General features: G+C 60.6%; 18 protein-coding genes. 17 read left to right on the top strand and 1 reads right to left on the bottom strand.

Annotated elements, in window-relative coordinates; genetic code table 11:
- Window positions 1-25: 25 nt before the first annotated feature.
- From ATU_RS21225 to ATU_RS21200, 6 genes are all read left to right on the top strand, one after another.
- Entirely contained in the window at window positions 26-1,846 is a 1,821-nt protein-coding gene (locus ATU_RS21225) for an ABC transporter ATP-binding protein (protein ID WP_010973929.1), read from the top strand.
- 41 nt (window positions 1,847-1,887) lie between these two features.
- Complete coding sequence (locus ATU_RS21220) at window positions 1,888-3,423, top strand: ABC transporter substrate-binding protein (RefSeq protein WP_010973928.1); 1,536 nt, start codon at window positions 1,888-1,890, stop codon at window positions 3,421-3,423.
- A 90-nt stretch (window positions 3,424-3,513) separates the two neighbouring features.
- Window positions 3,514-4,437 (top strand): ABC transporter permease, encoded by a 924-nt coding sequence (locus ATU_RS21215; protein ID WP_006316568.1) that lies wholly within the window; start codon window positions 3,514-3,516, stop codon window positions 4,435-4,437.
- 6 nt (window positions 4,438-4,443) lie between these two features.
- The gene (locus ATU_RS21210) at window positions 4,444-5,292 is read left to right on the top strand and encodes an ABC transporter permease (protein WP_010973926.1); all 849 of its coding nucleotides are present in this window, start codon (window positions 4,444-4,446) and stop codon (window positions 5,290-5,292) included.
- A gap of 5 nt (window positions 5,293-5,297) precedes the next feature.
- Window positions 5,298-7,031 carry a M14 family metallopeptidase gene (locus ATU_RS21205; protein WP_010973925.1) on the top strand — a complete coding sequence of 578 codons (1,734 nt, stop codon included), beginning with the start codon at window positions 5,298-5,300 and terminating at the stop codon, window positions 7,029-7,031.
- Between the two features lie 120 nt (window positions 7,032-7,151).
- A complete protein-coding gene (locus tag ATU_RS21200) occupies window positions 7,152-7,976 on the top strand; it encodes an AraC family transcriptional regulator (RefSeq protein WP_010973924.1) in 825 nt (274 codons plus the stop codon).
- Between the two features lie 83 nt (window positions 7,977-8,059).
- Here ATU_RS21200 and ATU_RS21195 read toward each other — a convergent pair whose 3' ends face one another.
- Window positions 8,060-8,434 (bottom strand): hypothetical protein, encoded by a 375-nt coding sequence (locus tag ATU_RS21195; RefSeq protein ID WP_010973923.1) that lies wholly within the window; start codon window positions 8,432-8,434, stop codon window positions 8,060-8,062.
- Window positions 8,435-8,773: 339 nt separating this feature from the next.
- Here ATU_RS21195 and ATU_RS21190 point away from each other — a divergent pair, with 339 nt between their 5' ends.
- The 11 genes from ATU_RS21190 to ATU_RS21140 all read left to right on the top strand — a co-directional run bounded on the left by ATU_RS21190 (window position 8,774) and on the right by ATU_RS21140 (window position 21,402).
- Complete coding sequence (locus ATU_RS21190) at window positions 8,774-9,946, top strand: ABC transporter substrate-binding protein (protein ID WP_010973922.1); 1,173 nt, start codon at window positions 8,774-8,776, stop codon at window positions 9,944-9,946.
- A 90-nt stretch (window positions 9,947-10,036) separates the two neighbouring features.
- Complete coding sequence (locus ATU_RS21185; protein ID WP_006316573.1) at window positions 10,037-10,900, top strand: branched-chain amino acid ABC transporter permease; 864 nt, start codon at window positions 10,037-10,039, stop codon at window positions 10,898-10,900.
- A 1-nt stretch (window position 10,901) separates the two neighbouring features.
- Window positions 10,902-11,909, top strand: coding sequence for a branched-chain amino acid ABC transporter permease (locus tag ATU_RS21180; RefSeq protein ID WP_010973921.1), 1,008 nt, complete (start codon window positions 10,902-10,904; stop codon window positions 11,907-11,909).
- Window positions 11,906-12,670, top strand: coding sequence for an ABC transporter ATP-binding protein (locus ATU_RS21175; RefSeq protein WP_010973920.1), 765 nt, complete (start codon window positions 11,906-11,908; stop codon window positions 12,668-12,670). The genes ATU_RS21180 and ATU_RS21175 overlap by 4 nt, the downstream gene beginning before the upstream one ends.
- Window positions 12,651-13,367, top strand: coding sequence for an ABC transporter ATP-binding protein (locus ATU_RS21170; RefSeq protein WP_010973919.1), 717 nt, complete (start codon window positions 12,651-12,653; stop codon window positions 13,365-13,367). The genes ATU_RS21175 and ATU_RS21170 overlap by 20 nt, the downstream gene beginning before the upstream one ends.
- A gap of 101 nt (window positions 13,368-13,468) precedes the next feature.
- On the top strand, window positions 13,469-14,284 hold the full coding sequence (locus tag ATU_RS21165; protein ID WP_010973918.1) for a MurR/RpiR family transcriptional regulator: 816 nt from the start codon (window positions 13,469-13,471) through the stop codon (window positions 14,282-14,284).
- A gap of 205 nt (window positions 14,285-14,489) precedes the next feature.
- The gene (locus ATU_RS21160; RefSeq protein WP_035257707.1) at window positions 14,490-16,406 is read left to right on the top strand and encodes a bifunctional 5-dehydro-2-deoxygluconokinase/5-dehydro-2-deoxyphosphogluconate aldolase; all 1,917 of its coding nucleotides are present in this window, start codon (window positions 14,490-14,492) and stop codon (window positions 16,404-16,406) included.
- Complete coding sequence (gene iolD / locus ATU_RS21155; protein ID WP_010973916.1) at window positions 16,403-18,229, top strand: 3D-(3,5/4)-trihydroxycyclohexane-1,2-dione acylhydrolase (decyclizing); 1,827 nt, start codon at window positions 16,403-16,405, stop codon at window positions 18,227-18,229. Before ATU_RS21160 ends, iolD begins: the two co-directional genes overlap by 4 nt.
- A gap of 1 nt (window position 18,230) precedes the next feature.
- Window positions 18,231-19,139, top strand: a complete 909-nt coding sequence (gene iolE, locus ATU_RS21150) for a myo-inosose-2 dehydratase (RefSeq protein ID WP_010973915.1) — start codon at window positions 18,231-18,233, stop codon at window positions 19,137-19,139.
- Between the two features lie 99 nt (window positions 19,140-19,238).
- Window positions 19,239-20,051, top strand: coding sequence for a 5-deoxy-glucuronate isomerase (iolB, locus tag ATU_RS21145; protein ID WP_010973914.1), 813 nt, complete (start codon window positions 19,239-19,241; stop codon window positions 20,049-20,051).
- Window positions 20,052-20,274: 223 nt separating this feature from the next.
- On the top strand, window positions 20,275-21,402 hold the full coding sequence (locus ATU_RS21140; protein ID WP_010973913.1) for a Gfo/Idh/MocA family protein: 1,128 nt from the start codon (window positions 20,275-20,277) through the stop codon (window positions 21,400-21,402).
- Window positions 21,403-21,485: the final 83 nt, after the last annotated feature.

Raw genomic sequence — 21,485 nt, 5'->3', positions numbered from 1 at the left:
CGCAGGCCATGCCGGAGACGATGATATGATTGCCGCAAACGCAAACGCCCTCCTGTCCGTCGAAGGCCTGAGCGTCGAGTTTGGAGACAGCCGCGTCGTGGACGATATCTCCTTCCGCGTGGAACCCGGCCGCACCGTCGCGGTCGTTGGCGAATCCGGGTCGGGAAAATCGGTCACGTCGCTCTCCACCATGCGCCTTGCGGATATGATGGGCGCGACCTACCCCACCGGCAAAATCCTGTTTGAAGGCAAGGACTTGCTGAAGGCTTCGCAGAAAGAGATGCGCTCGATCCGCGGCAAGGAGATCGCCATGATCTTCCAGGAGCCGATGACCTCGCTCAACCCCGTCTTCACCATTGGCGACCAGATCTGCGAAGTGCTTGTTCTGCATGAGAAGCTGGGCAAGACGGCTGCGATGGAACAGGCAAAGCAACTGCTCGACATGGTGCGCCTGCCCGATGCGGCGGAGCTTCTGCACCGTTATCCGCACCAGCTTTCCGGCGGCATGCGCCAGCGCGTGATGATAGCCATGGCGCTCGCCTGCCGGCCGAAGCTTTTGATCGCCGACGAACCGACGACGGCGCTCGATGTGACCATTCAGGCGCAGATCCTCAACATCATGCGTGACCTGCAAAAGAAACTCGGCATGGGCATGGTCTTCATCACCCATGATATGGGCGTGGTGGCGGAAATGGCCGATGACGTCGTTGTCATGTGGAAGGGCAAGAAGGTCGAGGAAGGCCCGGTGAAGGATATCTTCGCCAACCCGCAGCACCCTTACACGCGGGCGCTTCTTTCCGCCGTTCCGCGCCTCGGCAGCATGGAGGGCGAAGCGTTTCCAAAGCGGCTGCCGCTCACCGTGTTGCAGGATGGCCAGCCGGTGGTGATCGGTGAAGAGCGCGTGCAGGACACCGCGAAATACGATCAGAAACCGCTTCTGTCGGTGAAGGACCTGTTCGTTCGCTTCGATATTCGCAAGAACCTGTTCGGCAAGGCGACGCACCGCCTGAGCGCGGTGCAGAAGGTCAGTTTCGACATCCATGCCGGCGAAACGCTGGCGCTGGTGGGCGAATCCGGTTCCGGCAAATCCACCATCGGCCGCACCATCCAGCAGCTGCAAACGGCCGTATCAGGCGAAATTGCCTTCAACGGCCGCAGCTATTCGCAGATGTCGGCGGCGGAACGCTTCCGCATGCGCCAGGAAGTGCAATATATCTTCCAGGACCCCTTCGCCTCTCTCGATCCGCGCAAGACGGTCGGCTTTTCCATTGCCGAGCCGATCAACACCCATGGTTTGATCAATGATCAGAAGGCCGTACGCCGGCGCGTGGATGAGTTGCTGGAACGCGTGGGCCTCAGCTCGGAACATGCCGCACGGTATCCGCACGAATTTTCTGGCGGCCAGCGGCAGCGCGTCTGCATTGCCCGTGCGCTTGCCTCCGATCCGAAGCTCATCATTGCAGACGAAGCGCTGTCGGCGCTCGACGTCTCCATTCAGGCCCAGATCATCAATCTGTTCATGGATTTGCAGGCCGAGCGCGGTCTCGCGTACCTGTTCATCAGCCATGACATGGCTGTCGTGGAAAAGATGAGCCATCGCGTCGCCGTGCTTTATCTCGGCCAGATCATGGAACTGGGCAGCCGCCAGCAGGTGTTCGAAACGCCGACGCATGATTATACCCGCCGCCTGCTTTCGGCCGTGCCGGTCGCCGATCCGACCATCGAGCGCCGCATCGCCATGATCGAGGGCGAAATACCCAATCCCGTGCGCCGTGTCGGTGATGAGCCGGCCATTCTCGCCCATGAGGAAATCAATCCGGGCCACTTCATCGCGAAGAGCGCCTGAATAACAACCAGAACCGCAACCATCTGAAGAGGAACAGGTAGATGAGAGTAATCAAGAAGGGGATGACGACAACGTTCGTCGCGCTTGCCATGGCCGCCACGGCCTTTACCGCCGCACCGGCTTTCGCCGCCGGCAAGATGACCATATCCAGCCCGCAGGATCCTGGCAGCTGGGATCCGATCGATACCTTCCTCGTGCAATGGGCGGCGGTTGCCACCAACATTTTCGACGGCCTGACCTATCGCGGCCCGGACCTGAAGCTGGCACCCGGCCTTGCCGAATCCTGGGAAGAGCTGGATGAAGGCAAGCGCATCCGCTTCAAGCTGCGCCAGAACGTCAAGTTCCACAATGGTGAGCCCTTCAACGCCGCCGCCGTCAAGTTCACCTTCGAGCGCCTTCTCGGCGAACAGGGTGCCAAAGGCCCGCAGCGCTCCAACTACGTCGCCATCGAAAGCGTCGATGTTATCGATGATTACACCGTCGACATGAAGCTGAAGGCGCCCGATCCGGTGCTGCTCACCAAGCTTGCCGGTTATGGCGGCATGATCGTTCCGCCTGCCTATATCAAGGAAAAGGGCGAGGACAATTTCAACCTCAACCCTGTCGGCACCGGCGCATTCAAATTCGTTTCCTATGCACCAAAAAACAACATCAAGCTCGAAGCCAACCCGGATTACTGGGGCGGCGCGCCAAAACTCTCCGAGCTTGAATATCGTTTCATCGCCGAGCCTTCGACCGCCGTTGCCGAACTTCAGGCCGGCCGCGTCGACCTCGTCATTCCGCCCACTATCCCGATCGGCATGATCCCGGTTATCGAAGGCGATTCCAAGCTTCAGATCGTCAGCGTTCCCGGCCCGACGGTCGATGCGCTGCGGTTCAACACGCGTGACGGCATCACCGCCGATCCGAAGGTGCGCAAGGCGATCATCATGGCCGTCGATCGCGGCACCATCGTCAAGTCGATCCTTGCCGGCCAGGCATCGGAGATCGCGAGCTTCCAGAGCGCGCTGTCCTTCGGTTACGACCCGGAACTGAAGCCGCTGCCTTACGACCCTGATGGTGCCAAGAAGCTGCTCGCGGAAGCCGGCGTAAAGCCGGGTGCGGCGTTACAGATCGATATTCGCGGCAATGACGCGACGATGAACGAAGTGGCGCAGGTCATTTCCAGCTATCTGTCCATGGTCGGCATCACCGCCACCATCAAGCCCTATGAGACCAACGTTCTGCTGAACGACATCATCCCGCAGGGCAAGACCGGCGCGATGTTCCAGCAGAAGTGGGGTGGCTGGACCTTCGATTACGACAATACGGCCTATTCCATGTACCACTCGGGTGAAAAGTGGAACCCCTATGACAAGGACGAGAAGCTGGACAAGCTGCTGGAATCGCAGCGTCCGCTGACCGACCGTGCCGAGCGCGAAAAGATCCTCAAGGAACTCGGCAGCTATACCGCCGAACGCGCGCTGGAAATCCCGCTTTACAACACCAATGCCATTTACGGCATCAACAAGCGGGTCAAGGGTTTCGTCGCACCGCCGGATAACCGCCTGAAGCTGACCGACGTCACCGTCGAATAATCAGGCTGATCCTCCCTAAAAGCGCCTTGCCAGCCATCCCGCGGGCAAGGCCGGGTCTCTCTTCCCGAGTTTCTCTTCAAGGTAAAAAACGTGGCCGGTTTCCTCATCAAGCGATTGCTGCAGGCGATTTTTGTCGTCATTGCCATCACCCTTCTCGTGTCTTTCGCCATCCGCCTCACCGGCGATCCGGCTGTCACCATGTTCCAGGGCGGCGGCAGCATGACGGAAGACGATCTGGCGCGCATCCGTGCAGCGCTTGGAACCGACCGGCCGTTCTTCGTACAATATTTCAGCTTCCTGAAGGGCCTCGTGACACTGGATTTCGGCCGCAGCTTTACCGGCAGCACGCCGGTCTCGCGTCTCATCGCCGATGCCCTGCCCGCCACGCTGCTGCTCGCCTTCATCTCCATGGCGGTGTCGATTGCGCTTTCCATTCCGCTCGGCATCAAGGCCGCGACCTCGCGCGGCAAGACGGCCGATCAGGTGATCCGTATCTTCTCGCTCATCGGCCTGTCCTTCCCGAATTTCTGGCTGGCCACCATGCTGGTGCTGCTGTTTTCCATCACGCTCGGCTGGCTGCCGCCCAGCGGCATGGGCGGCTTTGCAAGCTACATCATGCCCTCCGTCACCATGGGCGTTATTCTGACGGCGACCAATGTCCGCCTCGTTCGCACCGCCATGCTCGATACGCTACGCTCGCAATATGTCATGGTGGCGCGCGCCAAGGGCCTCAGCGAAAGCAAGGTTCTCTACAAACATGCGCTGCGCAATTGCGCCATTCCGCTCATCACCTATTTCGGCCTGCAATTTGGCGGGCTTCTCGGCGGCATCGTCGTCATCGAGCGCGTCTTCAACTGGCCGGGTCTCGGCACGCTGGCTTTCGATGCGGTCGGCGCGCGTGACTATCCCGTGCTTCAGGCCGTCATCACCGTGCTGTCGCTGATGATCGTCGGCATCAACCTTCTGGTCGATATCGCCTACGGGCTGGTCGATCCGCGCATTCGCACGGAGTAAGTGACGATGGCTGCCAAAACCTCGCGCCTGTCGCGCTTCGCCAATCTGGAATTCGTCCTCGGCGCGTTCCTCACGACAGTCATCTGCCTTGCCGTCGTCTTTTCCGACGTGCTGTTTCCCGGAGGGGCAGACAAGATCGACCTGATGGCCCGCCTTGCCAAGCCCTTTGCCAACGCCGCCCATCCGCTCGGCACCGATCCGCTCGGGCGCGACGTGCTGGCCCGCGTCGTCGCCGGCGGCAAGATTTCACTGCTGGTCGGTTTCACCTCGGTCATCGGCGCGGTCATCTTCGGCGTCGCTGTTGGCCTTGTCGCCGGTTATTATCGCGGCTTCTGGGATATGTTGGTCATGCGTTTTGCCGATATCCAGCTCGCCATGCCCTTCATTCTGCTCGCCATCACCTTCATCGCCATCGTCGGCGGCAGCCTCACCAACACCATCATCCTGCTGATCATCTCGCAATGGGTGCAATATGCCCGCCTCGTGCGCGGTTCGGTGCTGACCCTGCGCGAACGGGAATTCATTCTCTCCGCCCGCGCCATCGGCGTGAAGGACTGGCGTATCATCCTCCAGCACCTGCTGCCGAACCTCATCGGCCCGGTCATCGTGCTGATGACGCTCAATGTCGCCAACAACATCCTCTTGGAAAGCAGCCTGACCTTCCTCGGCCTCGGCGTTGATCCGACCATTCCGAGCTGGGGCGGCATGCTGGCGGATGGCCGCACTTATCTGCAAACGGCATGGTGGGTCAGCGTCTTCCCCGGCCTTGCCATTCTGCTCACCGTGCTTGGCCTCAACCTTCTCGGCGACTGGCTGCGCGACAGCCTTGACCCAACAGGCAGAACCTCGAGGTAACCCAGATGAGCCAGATTTTCGACCAGACCTTCGAGCGCACGCTGGATACGCTTCTCGCTCGCGCCACACCCGGCCAGTCTTTCGAGGCGTGGACTTTCGATGATGCCAAAAGCCGCCGCGAGGCCGAGGAGAGGCTGAAGAAAAAAGGCGTCAGCGCCCGCATCCGCAGCGCCTATAAACCGCTTCTCTTCACCTTTCTGGAAGAGATCAATCTGGATGGCATCGATGCCATCGAAGTGCGCTACCCCGTGCACGCGAACGCGCCCGCCAACCGTTTCCGGCTGGAGGCCTATCCGCTGGCGGCTCTGGTGGGCGATGCGACGATCGATTTCATCGCCCGCGGCGACGACGCCTTCCATTATGACGTGACGCTGAGCCGTAACGGCAAGCAGGAAACCCTGACGGTTCTGGCCCCAAACCGGGTTCATACCGATATCGTCGGCGAAACCAATGTCTCGCCAACCGGCTGGTTCCGGCCTGCCGGCGAGGCGGCGGGCGAGCGGCTAGAGACGGATTACGAGCAGCTTTTCGAAGCGGCGATCCATGCCGTCGCCGACCATAGCTGGGGCGATGAAGAACCCTATTTCGAAGAACTGAACATCCGCGTCGCTCATCCTGCCGAAGACATGGCCCTGCCCATCGGCGACGAGGTGATCAGCCTGCGCGAAGCGCTGCATGAGGATTTCTATTTCTCGCTGCTGGAATTCTTCCAGAAAAAATCCGGCCGCCCGCTGGGTGACCGCGGCCTGAAACCCGGCCAGATCGTACCCGAGATCGTCAAAGGCGAAGGTGAAATCTCCGTCCACATCGAGACCCGCCCGCTCACCACCGCCTTCCTGGATGGCGGCGAGCAGCCGATCGATGAAGCCCGCGAGCCCGTCGCCGCAGGCCAGCTCGCAAAGCTGCTTTCGCAGATCGGCGGCGAGGCCTTCGATGCCCGCTCCCGTTCCGGCCGCATCCTTGCCGCCCGTTACGTGGCCGGCAGCGATGCCGCCGTGATGGTGAGCGGTGGCCAGCACCCGAACGAGACGACAGGCATCGTCGGCGCCATCCGTGCCGCCCGCAAACTCGCTGAGCGCAAGGGCGCGCATTTCACCATCTCGCCGCTGGAAAACCCTGATGGCTACGCCCTGCACCAGCGGCTGCGCATCGACAATCCGCGTCATATGCACCATGCGGCGCGTTACACCGCTCTTGGCGACGACCTCGAATACCGCACGCCGGAAAATTCAGGCGCGCATCTGAACGAAAAGGAAATCCGCTTCAAGGCGCAGGAAGTCAGTGGCGCCAACCTGCATGTGAACCTGCACGGTTATCCCTCTCACGAGTGGACCCGGCCTCTATCCGGTTATGTGCCGCGCAATTTTGCCATGTGGACGTTGCCGAAGGGCTTCTTCCTCATCATCCGCCACCATGCGGACTGGGAAAGCCAGGCCGAAGCCCTGCTCGACAAGGTAACCCGCCATCTTGGCGCGATTCCCGGCCTGCTCGACTACAACAACCGCCAGATCGAACTGTATGAAATCCACGCCGGCGAAACCGGTTTCCGCATCATCAACGGCTTTCCGTGCCTGTCGTCCGTGGACGACCGCCACACCGTGCCGATGACGCTGATCACGGAATATCCCGATGAGACAATCTATGGCGACGATTTCATCACCGGCCACACCGCGCAGATGGAAACGGTTCTCTCGGCCTATGATGCCTGGCAGGAAATCCTGTCACCACAGGTCGCCTGATAGAGCCTGCCGGAAACGACGGGAACAAAAGCGGCGGGAAAAGGTGATAACAAGTCAAACCCGATCAAGCAGGAAACGGAGCGGTTTTGCATGGTAAGGACGTGAACCACAGGAGACCCCATGCCCGCTCTCGACAAGCTCATCTGGCAGATCGAAACCGATCTCAACAAGGACCTGACATTGACGGTCCTGTCCGATCGCTGCGCGATCAGCACACATCACATGTGCCGGTTGTTTCAGCTTTCCACCGGCCTGTCGATCATGTCCTATGTCCGCGCACGCCGTCTTTCCATGGCTGCGGATACCATCGCGCGGCACGATGGCGACATCCTCACCGCCGCGCTTGATGCGGGATACGGGTCCCATGAGGCGTTCACGCGAGCCTTTGCGAATTATTTCAATGCATTACCGAGCACTGTTCGCAAGGCCCGATCAACCTCGTCCCTTGATCTCATGGAGCCATTAAAAATGAAAAACGACATGTTCGTCGAAGTCCAGCCGCCGGAAATGCGCCGTGCCGACGCCTTTATGGTTGTGGGTCTCAGCACCCCGTGCTCGCTGGAGAATAACAGCACCATTCCCGCCCTCTGGCAGCGCTTCAATCTGCGCGAAAGTGAGGTCGAGGAGGTGGTATCCGGGGCTGCCTACGGAGTGTGCAGCGCCGCCGATGAAGCCGGCAACTGCACCTATCTCGCCGGCGTCAAGGCGCTGACGAAAACCCCGGGCATGGATTACATCGAGTTGCCCGCGCAATCCTATGCGGTCTTCACCCATAACGGCCACATCTCGGATCTTCCCCGAACGGTCTACACGATCTGGAACAAGGCGCTGCCCGAGGCCGGGCTGAAAACCGCCGACTCTCCCGATTTCGAACGTTATGACCAGCGCTTCAATCCTGAGACCGGGCGGGGAAGCGTGGAAATCTGGATACCCGTCATTGCCTGAAACAATGACCTGTGAAGACCATATGCTCCAGCTAGCGTGGGGCATATGGTGCATTGGCCGCCGCCGAACCGGAGGCGGTTCGCCTATTTTGCCGACGCAGTGGTGGCGAGCTTCTGGTCCCGCTGCTTCTGCAGCAGCTTCTTGCCCTTGCTGAGAATATGCAGGTTGGCTGCGTCGAGCTTGTTGTAACCCGCCTGAATAATATCGATATCGGCAACGTGGCCGATTGCTGCAAGCTTGTACATGACGTCGCCGACGGCCACGTCTATGCTGGGCGCCGGCGCGGAGACGGCATCCTTCACGGCTGCCTGCAGGTCTTCCGTTGTTCCGCCCATGGCGTGATAGAGCGTCAGCGCCTTGCGCAGGAATTCTTCGCGACGCTCGATCCTGTTGTTGAGCGTACTTTCCCCGACGCGATTGCGCATCAGCTCAACAGCTTTATTCTGATATTCGCCCATCAAGACACCAAATAAAGTTCCAAAATATGCTTGGCGAGACTACGAACAATCCCCTTAGAACTGGTTAAGGCATTGGTTTCGTCTCCACATCGGCACTATCCCGCGTCGAGTTTGCCCGAAGCTGTTCTCATGAGATGCCGAGACCGTCAGTGTTTTTTTGGCTGGCCGGATAGGCGCTTATCGCTCATAACGGTAAGCAGTAGAGCGAAATGCGGGCTCATTGATAACCGTCAGGTTATTTATCGTCCCCCTTATTTCATTTTACTTTGATATTCTTAATCATCAATCTGGCGGCCTGGATCGGTGGACGGGAGCCACGGATCAACTGGGAGGAAATCTATGAAATTACGGATCACCGCCGCAATCGTGGCCATCTGCTTCAGTTCCGCTGCTTATGCCGAGACCATCAAAGTCGGCGTGGTCGGTCCGTTCTCTGGCCCGTTTGCGTTGCAGGGCAAGAACTTCAAGGCCGGTATCGACGCCTGGTTTGCCCTTCACGGCAACAAGGTCGGCAATGACACGGTTGAGGTCGTCTATCGTGACGTTCCGCAGGCCGATCCGGCGCAATCCAAGGCGCTGGCGCAGGAACTGGTGGTGAAGGAACGGGTGCAATATCTCGCCGGCTTCTATTTCACCCCTGATGCCATGGCCGTCACGCCGCTTTTGAAGCAGGGCAATGTGCCGATGGTCGTCATGAATGCCGCCACCTCGGCCATCGTGACCAAGAGCCCCTATGTGGTGCGCACCTCTTTCACCACCTGGCAGACCTCTACGCCGATAGCCAAGGTGGCCTTTGATGGCGGCGTGAAAAAGGTCATTTCACTGGTCAGCGATTACGGCCCGGGCGTCGATGCCGAAAACGCTTTCAAGGCGGCCTTTACCGCCGCCGGCGGCGAGGTGGTGGAAACCATCCGCATGCCGCTTTCAACCAATGATTTCAGCCCCATCATGCAGCGGGTGAAAGATTCCGGCGCTCAAGGGGTTTTCGCCTTCCTGCCGTCAGGCCCGACCACGCTCGGTTTCGTCAAGGCCTTCAACGATAACGGCCTGAAATCATCAGGCGTCAAGCTCTTCGCTCCGGGTGACCTCACCCAGGAATCCGACCTGCCGGCGCTTGGCGAGGCCGCACTCGGCATGCAGACGACCTTCCATTACGCCGTCTCGCATGATTCGCCTGAGAACAAGACCTTCGTGGAGGCCGCCGCCAAGGCGATCGGCAATCCGAAGGAACTGTCCTTTCCCGCAGTCAGCGCTTTCGACGGCATGTATGTCATCAGCAAGATGATCGAGGCCACCGGCGGCAAACAGGATGCGGAAAAGGCAGTCGAGGCGGTGAAAGGTCTATCCTGGACAAGCCCGCGCGGCCCTGTCAGCATCGATCCGGAAAGCCGTCACATCACGCAGAACATATATCTGCGCGAAGTGGCCAAAGCGGATGACGGCACCTATTACAACAAGGAAGTCCAGACCTTCGAAAAGCAGGGTGATCCGGGTCTCGCCGCCGCGAAATAAAAGGCAGCATTAACGACGTTGTCGGGCCGCCAAGAGCGGCCCGTCTCCGGCCCGGATGGGCATCGCTGCACCGGGAGGAGTTTTTTCAGCATGCAGACGGTCTTCAGCATCCTCATCGATGCGCTTGCCTATGGCATGGTCCTGTTCATCATCTCCATCGGCCTTTCCGTCACAATGGGGCTGATGCGGGTGGTCAATCTGGCACACGGCGCGTTCGCGATGATCGGCGGTTATCTCGCGTCTTATGCCGCCCACGGCCTCGGCCTTGGTTATGCGATGGCGATCCTCGTTGCGATTGTCGGCACCATCGTCATCGCCATACCGCTCGAACGTTTCCTCTATCGCCGCATCTATGGCGCGCCAGAGCTGACGCAGGTGCTGATGACCATCGGCATCACCTTCTGCATCATCGGCATCGCCAATTACGTCTTCGGCCCCACATTGAAGACCATTCCTCTGCCGCAGCAGCTCGCCGGCCCCACCGATCTCGGCTTCCGCACCATCGCCACCCATCGCATCTTCGCCATTGCCTGCGGGCTGGCCGTGGCCGGCGCGCTGTGGTTCACCTTCGAAAAGACCGCCTTCGGTATCAAGCTGCGTGCCGCCGTCGATAATGCCGCCATGGCGGCGGCACTCGGCGTGCGCACGGAAATCATCTATGCCGTCAGCTTTGCCATCGCCGTCGGCCTTGCCGCGATGGGCGGCGTCATCGGCGCGGAACTGCTGCCGGTCGAACCCTATTACGCGCTGCGCTACATGGTCACCTTCCTCGTGGTGGTTTCGGTCGGCGGCGCGGGCTCCATACCCGGCGCGCTGATCGCCTGCCTGCTGCTCGGCGCGATCGATACGACCGGGCGGTATCTCGCCCCGGAATATGGCGAGTTCTTCTTTTATCTGGCGGTCATCGTGATCATCACCTTGTTCCCGCGCGGCCTTCTCGGAAGGGCGAAATGAGATGGCGGTGCTCATGAACGACGTGACTGAAACGGCAGAGATCCCGAAGGCGCGCTCGCCGCTGCGCACGCTCGCGGGGCCGCTCCTCATCATCACCGCCGCGATCATCGGCTACTTCCTGTTTCCGGATAATCTGGCGCTTCTGACCCGCATCATCGCCATTGCGCTTCTCGTGCTGTCGATCGATCTCGTCACTGGTTATTGCGGCGTCGCCACGCTTGGCCATGCCGCACTCTTCGGCGCGGGCGCTTATGCCGCCGGCATTGCCGCTGCCCATTTCGAGATCACCGACCCGCTTCTCATGACCGTAATCGGCGCAGCAGGCGGCGGTGTGGCCGGGCTGCTTTCCGGCACGGTGTTACTGCGCGCCCACGGCTTGCCGCAGCTGGTGCTTTCCATCGCCGTCATCCATTTGTTCCATGAGGCGGCCAACAAGGCATCGGGCTGGACAGGCGGCAGCGACGGTCTGTCAGGCGTGTCTCCTGACGCCCTGTTCGGCACCTTCGAATTCGACCTTTTCGGCCGCACCGCCTATGTTTACGGCGTCTGTCTGCTGCTCCTCGTTTTCATCGCCCTCAGGGTCGTGGTCAATTCGCCTTTCGGCATGTTGTGCCGCGGCGTCAAGCAGGACAGCATCCGCATTCAAGCCATGGGCGGCTCCGTCAATGGCACGGTTCTAAAGATGTTCGTGATATCAGGCATCGTCGCCGGCATTGGCGGCGCGCTGAACGCCATCTCCACCCAGGTCGTCGGGCTCGACAGTCTCAGCTTCACGCTTTCGGCCGAGGGGCTGGTCATGCTGGTTCTCGGCGGCGCGGGCTCGCTTTACGGCGCGCTGATCGGCACCGTCACCTTCATGTGGTTCGAGGATGTCGTTTCCGCGGCCAATCCGTTCCACTGGCTCACCATTGTCGGCCTGCTGCTGATCGCCGTCGTACTCTTCGCGCCGCGCGGGCTTTACGGCGCGGGTGAACAGATCATCGGGCGCCTGCGGGGAGATCGCAAATGAGCGCCATTTTCGAAGTCTCTGCCCTGCAGAAGAATTTCGGCGGCCTTGTCGTCACCAACAATGTCTCGCTGTCGCTTTCGCCGGGAGACCGCACCGTTCTGATCGGCCCCAATGGCGCCGGCAAGACGACCTTCGTCAATCTCGTCACCGGCAATATCAAACCCTCAGCCGGCACGGTGCGCATCGCCGGGGAGGACGTGACAAGCCTCAGCGCCAGCCAGCGGGTGAAGCGCGGCCTCGTGCGTTCCTTCCAGGTCACCCGGCTGTTTCAGGACATGACGCCCGAGGAACATGTGGCGCTCGCCATTCTCCAGCGCGAAGGCAAAACCGGCCGGATTTTCGGCCGTTACCGCGCCATGCCCTCGGTGATGAGCGAAGCCCGCGACATTCTCGGCACGCTCGGTCTTCTGGCGCTTGCCGAAACAAGGGTGCGCGAAATCGCTTACGGCCAGCAGCGGCTGATCGAGATCGCGCTTGCCATGGCGCTTCGCCCGAAAATCCTCCTGCTCGACGAACCGGCCGCCGGCGTGCCTTCCACGGAAACGGCGCGCATCGAACAGGCGCTAGACCGGCTGCCGGCCGATCTCGCGATCCTGATGATCGAGCACGATATGGATCTGGTCTTCCGTTTCGCCAGACGCGTCGTCGTTCTGGCGGCCGGCGCCGTCATCTTCGATGGCTCCCCTGAAGATGTCACCAGCAATGCGGAAGTCCGCCAAGCTTATCTCGGAAGTTACGCCAATGCCCGCAGCGCCGCTTGAAATCGCCAACCTCACCGCCGGTTATGGCCCGACAAGGGTGATCGAGGGCCTGTCGCTCTCCGTGCCATCGGGCTCGCGTTTTGCCGTGCTCGGCCGCAACGGCGTCGGCAAGACCAGCCTCTTCGCCACGCTGGCCGGCCAGACGAAACGTTTTGCCGGCGATATCCGCATTGGTGGACAGGACATCGCCGCTTTGCCGAGTGCTGCCCGCGCCAAGGCCGGCCTCGGTTACGTGCCGCAGACCCGCGATGTATTCCCCACCCTCACGGTGGAGGAAAACCTTTTCGTCGGCCTCAAGACCCGTCCGAAATCCGCGATCGAGGAAGCCTACACCCTGTTTCCGCGCCTGAAGGAGCGCCGCCGCAACCTCGGCTCGCAACTCTCTGGCGGCGAACAGCAGATGCTTTCCACCGCCCGCACCATTCTCGGCCAGCCGCGCGTGCTGCTTCTCGACGAACCGCTCGAAGGCCTCGCCCCCGTCATCTGCGAAGAACTGATGGCGGCCTTCTCGAAACTCGCGAAATCCGGCGAAATGACCATTCTTCTCATCGAACAGCGCATCCAGATGGCCATAGACTTTGCCGACCACGCCATCATCATGGAACGCGGCCGCATCGTCTGGGAAGGACCATCGAGCGAGCTTGCGGAGAACCCTGGTATCATCGACACCCATCTCGGGGTTGGCGGGCTGCACTGAACCATCTCACCCTCATTCGTCGGCTTCCAAAAAACCCAATGGAATAAAAATTCCATTGCGGCTAAAGTGCACACGATTTCAGTCTGCACGAAGGAATGACAATGACGGCAATCGAGGCGCCAGATTCGGTGAAGGCTTTTGAGGAGCGGTTGCTCCAGGTGGCGGAGGGCCTGCCGAAGCGGTTGCGGCAATGTGCCGATTATGTCGCCTCCAACCAGGATCGCATCGCTGTTTCCACCGTCGCCGAAATGGCCGAAGGGGCCGGCGTGCAGCCCTCGGCCTTTATGCGGTTTTGCCAGATCATGGGTTTTTCCGGCTTTTCGGAAATGCAGCGCCTGTTTCGTGAATCCTATGTCGGCGGCTGGCCGGATTATGCCACCCGGCTCGATCACCTGCGTGAAAAGGGCGATGAAAGCGCCTCCGGCCTGCTGGCGGAATTTGTCGAAGCCGGCCGTTCTTCGCTCGAAATGCTTTTGAAATCAGTCGATACGAAGCAGCTGGACGAGGCGGTTTCGGCTCTCTCCAAGGCGCGCACCGTGCATATTATGGGCCTGCGCCGCTCATTCCCCATTGCCAGCTATCTGGCCTATGCCTTCGAGAAGATGAAGGTGCCGGCCGTTTTGCACAGCGCCGTTGGCGGGCTCGGCAATATCAGCGCCATCTCCCGCGACGATGCGCTGATCGCCATCACCTTTTCCCCCTATTCCACTGAGACGCTGGAACTGGCAGAAAACGCCCGCGCCAACGGCATCCCGGTCGTGGCGCTTTCCGATTCTGCGGTCAATCCGCTCCGGAAATCCGGCGCAACGCTACTGACGGTGACGGAAATCGATTTCGGCGCATTCCGCTCGCTTTCGGCCACGCTCTGTCTCGCCATCACGCTGGCGGTTGCTGTGGGAACACGCAAGACGGCCTGAATATTTTTATTGAAAATGGAAAAAATAGAATTTATGATCCAAATCCATGAAACGGGCATTCCACGACTGTCCGTCTCGTGACGGGACAAGTGAGCGGAGGAGGCTCACCGGAGCGGGATGGCGATAGCTGGCGGCATGGTTGCCTGATCCGCTCGACACACATGAGGCAGACCGCGCCAGCGTGCGGTGCTAAGGAGGAAACCTTTTGAAAAAACTTGATCTTATCACGATCGGGCGCTCGTCTGTCGACCTATACGGTTCGCAGGTCGGCGGCCGTCTGGAGGACATGGCCTCCTTTGCCAAATATATTGGCGGCTCTCCCACCAATATCGCAGCGGGTGCTGCGCGCCTTGGATTGAACAGCGCCGTCATTACCCGCGTGGGTGATGAGCATATGGGCCGCTTCATCCGCGAGCAGCTGGTGCGCGAAGGCGTCGATGTGCGTGGCGTGAAGACAGACCCGGAGCGACTGACCGCGCTGGTTCTGCTCGGCATTCGTGACCAGAACCAGTTCCCGCTGATCTTCTATCGCGAGAACTGTGCCGACATGGCGCTCAGCGAAGACGATATCGACCCGGCCTTCATTGCCGACGCCGGCTGCATCTGCGCCACTGGAACGCATCTGTCGCATCCGAACACGGAAGCTGCCGTACTGAAGGCGCTGAAGCTCGCCCGTGAAAACGGTGCAAAGACCGCACTCGATATTGATTACCGTCCCAATCTCTGGGGTGTTGCCGGCCATGGCGATGGCGAAAGCCGTTTCGTCGAATCGCAGAAGGTCACTGCCAAGCTGCAATCCACCCTGCATCTCTTTGACCTGATCGTCGGCACGGAAGAGGAATTCCACATCGCCGGCGGCTCCACCGATACGCTGACCGCGCTCAACGCCGTCCGCAAGGTCTCGAATGCGACGCTGGTGTGCAAGCGCGGCCCGATGGGCGCTTCGGTCTTCACCGGCGATATTCCTGATAGCCTCGACGATGGAGAAACGGGCGAAGGTTTCCCGATCGAGGTCTTCAATGTTCTCGGTGCGGGCGATGGTTTCATGGCCGGGCTGTTCCGCGGCTGGCTGCGCGGCGAGGACTGGCCGACGACACTGAAATATGCCAATGCCTGCGGCGCTTTCGCGGTCTCCCGCCATGGCTGCACGCCTGCCTATCCGAGCTGGGAAGAGCTGCAATATTTCTTCAAGGCCGGCATTCGCAACAAGGCGCTGCGCAAGGACGAGGCGCTGGAGCAGGTGCACTGGTCCACCAACCGCAAGGGCGACTGGGACACGATGCGCGTCTTCGCCTTCGACCACCGCATGCAGCTGGAGGCCATCGCAGACGAACTTGGCGTGAAACACGAGCAGATCGGCGCCTTCAAGAAATTATGCCTTCAGGCCGCACAGAAAGTTTCCGGTGGCGAAGCGGGTTACGGCATTCTCTGCGACGGCCGTCTTGGCCGTGACGCCCTGTTTGCCGCCAGCGGTTCCGGCCTCTGGATCGGCCGTCCGGTGGAATGGCCCGGCTCGCGCCCGCTGACGCTGGAACCCGATCTCGGCAAGGATTTTGGCGGGCTTTCCGAATGGCCGCTTGAAAATGTCGTCAAGGTTCTGTGTTTCTATCACCCCGATGACACCGATGAGATGCGCGCCGCGCAGGAAGAGACCGTTATACGGCTGTTTGAAGCGGCACGCCGCAACCGGCTGGAAATGCTGCTTGAGGTCATACCCTCCAAGGTCGGCCCGACCGACGATCTGACCGCCGCCCGCATCATCGAGCGCTTTTACGAGATTGGCGTTTACCCCGACTGGTGGAAGCTGGAGCCGATGAAAACCACGGCGGCATGGAAAAATGCCTGCGACGCCGTGCATCGCAACGACCCTTACGTGCGGGGCATCGTCGTTCTCGGCCTCGACGCACCGCAGAGTGAGCTTGAAGAAAGCTTCCGCCTTGCGGCCGGTTTCGATCTGGTCAAAGGTTTCGCCGTTGGCCGCACCATTTTTGCCGACGCCGCCCGCGGCTGGCTCGGTGGCAAGATCACCGATGAGGAAGCGGTGAAGGACATGGCGCAGCGCTATACCAGCCTGTGCCGCATATGGGATGAGGCGCGCGCCAAAAAGGGAGAGGCAGCGTGAAGACAATCAGATTAACGGCTGCGCAGGCTATGGTTCGTTACCTCGCCGCGCAGATGAATGAACACGGCGAAACCTATATTGCCGGTGTCTGGGCGATTTTCGGCCATGGCAATGTCGCCGGCATCGGCGAAGCGCTTTATGGCATCCGTGACGAGTTGCCGACCTATCGCGGCCAGAACGAGCAATCCATGGCCCATGCGGCCATCGCCTATTCCAAGCAGCTGCGCCGCCGCCGTGCCATGGCGGTCACCTCTTCCATCGGCCCCGGTGCCGCCAACATGGTGACGGCAGCAGCGCTGGCGCATGTCAACCGCCTGCCGGTTCTGCTGATCCCCGGCGATGTCTTTGCCAATCGCGGCCCGGACCCCGTGCTGCAGCAGCTGGAAGATTTCGGCGACGGCACGATGACAGTGAATGACTGCTTCCGTCCGGTCAGCCGCTATTTCGACCGTATCATGCGCCCGGAACAGTTGCTGACGGCCCTGCCCCGCGCCATGCGCACCATGACGGACCCGGCCGATTGCGGCCCGGTAACGCTTGCCTTCTGCCAGGACGTGCAGGCCGAAGCCTATGACTATCCAGTCAGTTTCTTCGAAAAACGCATCTGGCGCCAGCGCCGCCCGGAACCTGACGTGGTGGAATTCGAAGAAGCGCTTGCCGCGCTGAAGGCCGCAAAGAACCCTGTCATCGTTGCCGGTGGCGGCGTGCATTTTGCAGGTGCGACGGAAACACTGAAGCGCTTTGCCGAAACCCACTCCATCCCCGTCGTTGAAACACAGGCCGGCAAATCGGCGCTTGCCTGGGATCACGATCTGAATTTCGGCCCGGTCGGTGTTACCGGCGCGGAAAGCGCCAATATCGTCAGCGAGAAGGCCGATCTTGTCTTCGGCGTCGGCACCCGCTTTCAGGATTTCACGACAGGTTCCTGGGCGCTGTTCAAGAACCCAAGCCGCAAGATCCTCGCGCTCAACGTCCAGCCCTATGACAGCGCCAAGCATGATGCGATCAGTCTGACGGCGGATGCGAAGATCGGGCTGGAAAAGCTCTCCGCCGCCCTCGGCAGCCACCGTTACGCGGCGCCGGATGCCGGCCTCAAGGCAGCATGGTTCGAAAAGGCCGATGCCGATACGGCGGCACCGGGCGAGGAGCATGTGAACAGCCTGCCCACCGACATGCAGGTCATCGGTGCTGTACAGCGCCAGTCGCGTGACAATACCGTCGTCATGTGCGCCGCAGGCACCATGCCGGGCGAGCTTCACCAGCTGTGGAAATCCAAGCTGCCGCTGTCCTATCATATGGAATATGGCTTCTCCTGCATGGGTTATGAGGTGGCTGGCGGCCTTGGCATCAAGATGGCGGAACCGGACCGCGACGTGATCGTCATGGTCGGCGACGGCTCCTACATGATGATGAATTCCGAGCTTGCGACATCGGTTGCCATGGGCGTCAAGATCACACTCGTCATCACCGACAACAGGGGCTACGGCTGTATCAACCGGCTGCAGATGGAAACCGGCGGCGCGGAGTTCAACAATCTCTACGCCCATACCAACGTCAACCCGATCGCCATCGATTTCGTGGCCCATGCCGGGTCGATGGGCGCGGATGCGCGCAAGGTTTCCACCATAACCGAGCTGGAAGAGGCGCTCGCCGCTGCCCGCGCTTCCAGCCGCACCACCGTCGTCGTCATCGATACAGACCCCTATCCGACCCCACAGGCCGGTGGTCACTGGTGGGATGTCGCGGTGCCTGAAGTTTCCGACCGCGCCGAAATCGGTCCGGCCCGCGCCCGTTATGAAAACCATGTCAAGGAAAGACAGTAAGATGATCCGTTACGGCACCAACCCGATTGCCTGGTCCAACGACGACGACCGCACGCTCGGCGCGCATATCAGCCTGGAGCAATGCCTAGATGAAACCGCGAAGATCGGTTTCGACGGTATCGAGAAGGGGCACAAGTTCCCGACTGACCCGGAAGGCCTGAAGGGCGTGCTTTCACCGCGCGGCCTCTCCTTCGTCTCCGGCTGGCATTCGCTGAACCTGCTGACGGACGACATCGAATCCGAAAAGAAGGCGATGCAGCCGGCGCTTGATCTCCTGAAAGCCATGGGCTCAAAGGTCATCATCGTCTGCGAGACCTCCAACGCCATCCACGGTGCCGATGACACGGCGCTGGTCGATCGTCCACGCCTTGCGGCCGAGGACTGGGCGAAGTTCGGCGCAGGTGTCGAGGCGCTTGCCGCCTTTGCCGCCGAACAGGGCATTACCCTCGTTTATCATCACCACATGGGAACGGTGGTCGAAAGCGAAGACGAGATCGACCTCTTGATGAAGCATACCGGGCCGAAGACGCATCTACTGCTCGATACCGGCCATTGCCTGTTCGGCGGCGGTGATCCCGTCCGCGTCGCGCAGAAATATATGGGCCGCGTCGGCCATATCCATGCCAAGAACGTGCGTCCGGTGATAGCCGATCAGGTGCGCAATGAGCGGCTTTCCTTCCTCGAAGGCGTTCGCCGCGGCGTCTTCACCGTGCCCGGCGACAGCGAAGGCGGCGTGAACTTCCCGCCGGTGCTGAAAGTGGCGGCCGAGCATGGTTACAGCGGCTGGCTGGTGATCGAGGCCGAACAGGACCCTGATGTGCGCAACCCGTTCGAATATCAGAGCCTCGGGCTGAAATCGCTGAAGGCTTTTGCGCGCGAGACGGGGCTGGACAAGGCTGAGGCTGCTTGAAGCCTCTTCTCCCTCATTCCTGTGCTGGTCACCGGGATGAGGGAAACGCGGGAATAGCCGCCCGATAAATCGAACGACTGACCAAAAAGGAACATCACCATGACCTCACTTCTGCGCAAGCCGGTCGCGACCAGCGGCAAGGTGCATGATATCACGCCCCAAAGCGCGGATTGGGGTTATGTCGGTTTCGGCCTCTACCGCCTGAAGCCCGGCGAGACGGCGACGGAAAACACCGGCGATACGGAAGTCATCCTCGTGCTTGTCGAAGGCAAGGCGACTATTTCCGCAGGCGGCAAAGATTTCGGTGAACTCGGCGACCGCATGAACGTCTTCGAGCGCAAGCCACCGCATTGCGTATATGTTCCGGCCGGCTCCGAATGGTCGCTGACCGCCACGACGGATTGCACCGTCGGCGTCTGTACCGCGCCGGGTGAAAAAGGCAGCCGCGAAGCGCAGCAGATCGGCCCCAATGGCGTGCAGCTGACGGAGCGCGGCAAGGGTGCCAATACACGGTATATCTTCCCCATCGCCATGGAAGAGCGCGATGTGGCAGACAGCCTGCTGGTGACCGAAGTCTTCACACCATCGGGCAACTGGTCGTCCTATCCGCCGCACCGGCATGATGAAGATAACTACCCCGATATGACCTATCTGGAAGAGACCTATTATCATCGCCTCAACCCGGCGCAGGGTTTCGGTTTCCAGCGCGTCTTCACCGAGGATGGCTCGCTGGACGAGACCATGGCCGTGTCTGACGGCGATGTCGTGCTGGTGCCCAAGGGCCACCACCCCTGCGGCGCGCCCTATGGTTACGAGATGTACTACCTGAACGTGATGGCGGGGCCGATGCGCAAATGGCGCTTCAAGAATCATCCCGATCACGACTGGATTTTCAGGCGGGATAATCCCTGAGACGCACGACGTCCCTCATTCCTGTGCTTGTCACAGGAATCCAGCCGGCGCGCATCTGCGCGGCGGGTAAAGACTCCTCTCAGCCCAAGGACTTGGGCTGGCTGGATCCCTGTGACAAGCACAGGGATGAGGGCCGTGCAACTTGGGAGCGCCCATTGCGATTCAGAGAAAACAGAAACACTAAGACATTGATTTTATTCTAATAATTTCGGAAGGAAAGACCATGGCCGCTCTTGGCGTGGGCCTTATTGGCACGGGTTACATGGGCAAATGCCACGCGCTGGCGTGGAACAACGTCACGAGTGTCTTCGGCGATGTGGAACGCCCACGGCTGGTGACGCTCGCGGAGGTCAACCCGGAGCTGGCGGCGAAGAAGGCCGCCAAATTCGGTTTCGCCCGTTCCACGGGCAACTGGCGCGACCTGCTGGCCGATCCCGAGATCGACGTCATCTCGGTCACCACGCCAAACGCCTTTCACCCGGAAATGGCCATTGCCGCCCTTGAGGCCGGCAAGCATGTCTGGTGTGAAAAGCCGATGGCGCCCGCCTTTGCCGACGCAGTGAAGATGCGCGATGCCGCCCGCCGGTCGGCCAAGGCGGCGGCGATGGGTTACAACTATATCCAGAACCCCGTCATCCGCCATATCCGCCGCCTGATCGATGAGGGCGCTATCGGCAACGTCTATCACGTCCGCGCCGAAATGGACGAGGACTTCATGGCCGATGCCACCCAGCCCTTCTACTGGAAGAGCGAGGCGTCCTCCGGTTATGGTGCGCTGGATGATTTTGCCGTGCACCCGCTGTCACTGCTTTATGCCCTGTTCGGCCACGCGCAAAGCGCCATCACGGACATGGTGAAACCTTACGAGACCCGCCCGCTTGCCGGCGGTGGCGAACGCGCGGTCGAGACCCACGATCTCGCCAGCGTTCTCCTGAAGCTCGAAGGCGGCATTTCCGCCGTGCTCATCGCCAACCGTTCCGCCTGGGGCCGCAAGGGGCGCATCGCCATCCAGATTTATGGCTCCACCGGCTCGATCCTGTTCGATCAGGAGCGGATGAACGAGTTCCAGCTCTACACCACGGACGGACGCCCGGAAGAACAGGGGTTCCGAACCATCCTCACCGCCCCCCATCACAAGCCCTATGACCGCTTCATCCCCGCCCCCGGCCACGGCCTCGGTTTCAACGACCTGAAGGTCATCGAATGCAGGGAGCTGATTGCGGCAATCGATGGCAACAAGGCCCATATCATCGATTTCGAGGAAGGGCTGAAGATCGAGCGCAGCATTCACGCCATGGCCCGGTCGTTTGCCGAAGGGCGATGGGTAAGGGCGGAGGAGATTGCGGAATAGGGACAGACAGGAGGCGAGCGCCAAGCTCACCTCTTTCGTCATGCGCGGGCCTGTCCCGAGCATCTGCAACCGATCGATTTAAC

This window comes from Agrobacterium fabrum str. C58 (genome assembly GCF_000092025.1).
GTDB classification, from domain to species: domain Bacteria; phylum Pseudomonadota; class Alphaproteobacteria; order Rhizobiales; family Rhizobiaceae; genus Agrobacterium; species Agrobacterium fabrum.
Note: the sequence above shows the minus strand (reverse complement) of the source record. Positions and strands in the feature narration are given on the sequence as shown.

Bases quoted from the DNA above. Each gene is read 5' to 3' on its own strand.
- ATU_RS21210 (WP_010973926.1), top strand. From the start codon at position 4,444: ATGGCTGCCAAAACCTCGCGCCTGTCGCGCTTCGCCAATCTGGAATTC.
- ATU_RS21180 (WP_010973921.1), top strand. From the start codon at position 10,902: ATGGCGGTGCTCATGAACGACGTGACTGAAACGGCAGAGATCCCGAAG.
- ATU_RS21195 (WP_010973923.1), bottom strand. From the start codon at position 8,434: ATGGGCGAATATCAGAATAAAGCTGTTGAGCTGATGCGCAATCGCGTC.
- ATU_RS21185 (WP_006316573.1), top strand. From the start codon at position 10,037: ATGCAGACGGTCTTCAGCATCCTCATCGATGCGCTTGCCTATGGCATG.
- ATU_RS21140 (WP_010973913.1), top strand. From the start codon at position 20,275: ATGGCCGCTCTTGGCGTGGGCCTTATTGGCACGGGTTACATGGGCAAA.
- ATU_RS21220 (WP_010973928.1), top strand. From the start codon at position 1,888: ATGAGAGTAATCAAGAAGGGGATGACGACAACGTTCGTCGCGCTTGCC.
- ATU_RS21165 (WP_010973918.1), top strand. From the start codon at position 13,469: ATGACGGCAATCGAGGCGCCAGATTCGGTGAAGGCTTTTGAGGAGCGG.
- ATU_RS21190 (WP_010973922.1), top strand. From the start codon at position 8,774: ATGAAATTACGGATCACCGCCGCAATCGTGGCCATCTGCTTCAGTTCC.
- ATU_RS21225 (WP_010973929.1), top strand. From the start codon at position 26: ATGATTGCCGCAAACGCAAACGCCCTCCTGTCCGTCGAAGGCCTGAGC.
- ATU_RS21175 (WP_010973920.1), top strand. From the start codon at position 11,906: ATGAGCGCCATTTTCGAAGTCTCTGCCCTGCAGAAGAATTTCGGCGGC.
- ATU_RS21205 (WP_010973925.1), top strand. From the start codon at position 5,298: ATGAGCCAGATTTTCGACCAGACCTTCGAGCGCACGCTGGATACGCTT.
- iolB (WP_010973914.1), top strand. From the start codon at position 19,239: ATGACCTCACTTCTGCGCAAGCCGGTCGCGACCAGCGGCAAGGTGCAT.
- iolE (WP_010973915.1), top strand. From the start codon at position 18,231: ATGATCCGTTACGGCACCAACCCGATTGCCTGGTCCAACGACGACGAC.
- ATU_RS21170 (WP_010973919.1), top strand. From the start codon at position 12,651: ATGCCCGCAGCGCCGCTTGAAATCGCCAACCTCACCGCCGGTTATGGC.
- ATU_RS21200 (WP_010973924.1), top strand. From the start codon at position 7,152: ATGCCCGCTCTCGACAAGCTCATCTGGCAGATCGAAACCGATCTCAAC.